This window comes from Mycobacterium sp. E3305, from assembly GCF_001666785.1.
GTDB lineage: Bacteria > Actinomycetota > Actinomycetes > Mycobacteriales > Mycobacteriaceae > Mycobacterium.
In genome coordinates, this window is sequence record NZ_LZJA01000067.1 from 1 (window position 1) to 4253 (window position 4253).

The 4253-nt window shown below is 68.2% G+C and carries 2 protein-coding genes; both read left to right on the plus strand.

From position 1 onward, the window contains the following. Positions 1–353, plus strand: a 353-nt coding sequence (locus A5701_RS28485; RefSeq protein ID WP_197504927.1) for a hypothetical protein, incomplete at its 5' end; no start/stop codon positions are given. Between the two features lie 415 nt (positions 354–768). Then, positions 769–4253 (plus strand): non-ribosomal peptide synthetase (locus A5701_RS06320; RefSeq protein WP_067749916.1); only part of this gene is annotated, 3485 nt, incomplete at its 3' end.

The window sequence follows — 4253 nt, forward strand, 5'->3', positions numbered from 1 at the left end:
TGAACCCGCACGACGACGGCATCGGCATCGACGAGTACGTCGACTGGCTGATCGAGGCCGGCTACCCGATCGAGCGCATCGACGACTTCGGGGAGTGGCTGCAGCGGTTCGAGGCCGCGCTGCGCGAGTTGCCGGAGCACCAGCGCAAGCACTCGGTCCTGCAGATGCTGCAAGTCCCGGGCTACAACCAGTTGCAGGCGCCCGAACCGGCCACCGGGGCGTTCGCCCCGACCGATCGATTCCGCGCCGCAGTGCAGGAAGCCAAGATCGGCACGGACAACGACATCCCGCACGTCTCGCCGGCGGTGATCGTCAAGTACGTGACCGACCTGCAGTTGCTCGGCCTGCTCTAGCACGACACCCGGTTCGGGACGGTCCCACGCGGGCCGTCCCGAACCGTGTATCCGGTTTGTCGCTCAAAAACATTCTTTGCGTATCTTTTGTGCGCGGTTAGAGGAGTGCTGTAAGACAGGTGAGACTTTTCGAAACCTCTAGCGCACATTCTCGCCCTCGATTAATCTTTCAGACTGTTGCACTCATGTTGACTAAGTTGGTGGAGAAACTGTGTGTGTCGATCCGTTCGATGACGACATCCGCGGCCCCGGCTTAGTCGGCGACGGGCGGCAACAGGGGCGAGGAACCGCACGCGGATCGCGCCGCGGTCGTGCGCTCCATCACGCGGAACCGAACGGGCATTGCGGAGGGTTCGGTCGAGCGGCTGCAGTCAACCGGGGGTTTGAACGGTGAACCTCATGGTTGGGAAGTTGGATGCAGCTTGGTGAGCAAGCCCTTCCGCTCACGCGCGGCCAACTAGACATCTGGCTCGCGCAGGAGACGGGCCACTCCGGCACGGAGTGGCAGATCGGCCTCTTCGTCCGGATCGACGGCAGGGTCCAACGTGACGCCCTGAAGTGGGCGATCCGCCAAGCGGTTGAAGAAGCCGAACCGGCGCGGGCTTGTTTCGTCGAGGCGGACGGTCAGGTGTTCCAGCGGCCGATCGAATGCTCCGACATCGAGCTGGCTTTCCATGACCTGACCGGTTCGGACGACGCCATCGAAGAGGCCCGGCGGATAGCGTTGTCGATCCAGCGAACGCCGATGCCGTTGACGGGTCCGCTGTTCAGGTTCGCCCTCTTCCAGACCCGTGCGGACCAGTTTCACCTGTTCGCGTGCTGCCACCACATCATCGTCGACGGAACCGGCGTCGCGCTCGTCGGTCACCGCATCGCCTCGATCTACTCCGCGATCGTCTCCGCCGCCCCCATCCCGCCTGCCGTCTTCGGGTCACTGCGGGACCTTCTCGACTGCGAGTCACGGTACGAAACGTCCGGCGACTACCGCGACGACGAGGCGTACTGGGTGAAGAACCTGCCCGCGATCGACGAGGGACCCCATCAGGCCCCGCGCGCGACGGGTGAGCGCGATCCCTGGCCATCCGCGCCGGTCGCGTTGGACTCCGGCATCCTCCGCCGGGTCCACAAGCTATCCCACGTGTGGGGCGTGTCCCCGACGTCGGTCATCACCGCGGCGTGCGCACTGTTGGTGCGTGGCTGGACCGGCGGTGGCTCGGAGGTGGTCCTCGATTTCCCGGTCAACCGGCGAGTGCGCCCGGAATCGAAGACGCTCCCCGGCATGGTCGCCGGGGTGGTGCCGCTGGTATTGCGCGTGGCGCCCGAACTCACGGTCGCCGATTTCTGCCTGCACGTCGACACCCGGATTCGCGAAGCCATTGAGCATCAACGGTTTCCGGTGCAGGCGTTGGAGCGCAAGGCCCGCGGCCCGGTCGGGCCGCCCGAGCGGGTGAGCGTCAATTTCGTCCCGTCCGATTTCACCCTGCCCTTCGGTGGTGTCACCGCCTCGGCGTCCTACACGAATTCCGGCCAGGCAAGTGGTTTCGGGCTGATCTTCTCCGGCGACGGGGACGGGATCTCCCTGAGCACGGCGGGCGCCTGGGAGCCCCTGTCCAGCTTCGAGGCCGCCCATCTGGCGGGCCGCTTGGAACGGGTGCTGGTGGCGCTGACCGCCGATACGACGCGGCGGTTGCTGTCGATCGACGTCCTCGAAGAGCCAGAGCGGGCCCGCCTGGCCGGGTGGGGGAACTGGGCGGCCGCGGCCGATCGTGCGCCGGGACGGTCTATTCCGGAGTTGTTCGGGGTATGGGCGGAGCGCACTCCCGAGGCGGTCGCGGTGTCGTGTGGGGGCCGATCGTGGTCATACCGCGAGCTGGACGCGACGTCGAACCGGTTGGCGCGCTGGCTCGTCGGGCGTGGTGTCGGTCCGGGGGACTGCGTGGCGTTGCTGGTGCAGCGGTCGGGGGAGGCGGTGATCGCGCTGCTGGGGGTGTTGAAGTCGGGGGCGGCGTACCTGCCGATCGATCCGGGGGTGCCGCCGGGCCGGGCGGAGTTCATGCTCGCCGATTCGGGGGCGGCGGTGGCGGTCGTCGGGCAGGGATTGCGGTCGCACCTGGGTGGGTTCGCCGGCGCGGTGGTGCAGGTTGACGATTCCGCGGTTGCGGCGCAGTCGGGCGCGGGCTGGGTCGGGCCGGGCCCCGACGATGTGGCGCACGTGATTTACACGTCGGGGACGACGGGAGTGCCCAAGGGGGTGGCGGTCACCCATCGCAACGTCACGCAGCTGTTTGCGGCGTTGGCCGGGGGTGACTTGTTGGGTGCGGGACGCGTTTGGACTCAATGCCATTCGTTGTCCTTTGACTTCTCGGTGTGGGAGATCTGGGGTGCGTTGCTGCACGGCGGACACCTGGTGGTGGTGCCCGACGCGGTGACGCGCTGCGGTGACGATCTGCACGAGTTGGTGGTGGGCGAGCGGGTATCCGTACTGACCCAGACGCCGTCGGCGCTCGGCGTGCTCTCGCCTCAAGGGGTGAGGGCGGCGCTGGTGGTGGGGGCCGAGCCGTGCCCCGCGCAGGTGGTGGATCGGTGGGCGCCGGGCCGCGCGATGGTCAACGTGTACGGGCCGACCGAGACCACCATGTGGGTGTCGATGAGCGCGCCGTTGGTGGCCGGGTCGGGGACGCCGGCGATTGGTTCGCCGGTGGCAGGCGCCGCGTTCTTCGTCCTCGACGGGTGGCTGCGGCCGGTGCCGGCCGGGGCGGTCGGGGAATTGTATGTGGCCGGGTCCGGGGTGGGTGTCGGCTATGTGGGCCGGGGCGGGCTGACCGGGTCGCGGTTTGTGGCGTGCCCGTTCGGGGCGCCGGGGGCGCGGATGTATCGGACCGGCGACCTGGTGTGGTGGGGCCCTGATGGGCAGCTGCGCTACGTGGGGCGCGTCGACGAGCAGGTCAAGATTCGCGGGTATCGCATCGAGCTTGGTGAAATCACCGCCGCGCTAGGCGATTTGCCGGGAGTCGAACAAGCGGCAGTGATCGCCCGGGAGGACCGTCCCGGCGACAAACGCCTCGTCGGCTACATCACCGGCACCGCCGACCCCGCCGAATTGCGGGCCGCGCTGGGCGAGCGGCTGCCGGCTTACCTGGTCCCGGCCGCCGTCGTCGCCTTGACCAGCTTCCCTCGCACCCTCAACGGCAAGCTCGACACGCGGGCCCTGCCCCCGCCCGACTACCTCGTCCACGGGTACCGTGCCCCGGCCACCCTCACCGAAGAGGTCCTCGCCGCGATCTACGCCCAAGTCCTCGACGTCGACCGGGTCGGGGTCGACGATTCCTTCTTCGATCTGGGTGGTGACTCGCTGTCGGCGATGCGTCTGGTCGCCGCGGTGAACACCAGCCTGGATGCGGCCCTGTCCGTGCGGGCGCTGTTCGAAGCACCGACGATCGGCCAGCTGGTATCCCGCCTCGACAAGGGCGACGGCCGGCTCGCGCGGGTGGTGGCCGGGTCCCGCCCGGCGGTGGTTCCGCTGTCGTTTGCCCAGTCTCGGTTGTGGTTCCTCGACCAGCTGCACGGATCCTCGCCGGTTCACAACATGGCGATCGCGCTCCGCTTGCGCGGACGACTGCGTGCCGACGTGCTCGGGACGGCGCTGGGCGACGTGGTGGCGCGGCACGAAAGTTTGCGCACCGTCTTCACCGCACCCGACGGCGACCCGCAGCAAGTGGTGCTCCCGGTCGAGTGCGCCGATTTCGGTTGGGAGATCGTCGATGCCGACGGGTGGCCGGCAGGCCGCTTGGGCGAGGCCATCAACAACGTGGCGCACCGCCCCTTTGATTTGTCGGTTGAGATTCCTTTGCGGGCAACGCTTTTCCGTGTGGGTTGCGATGAGCATGTGTTGGTGGCGGT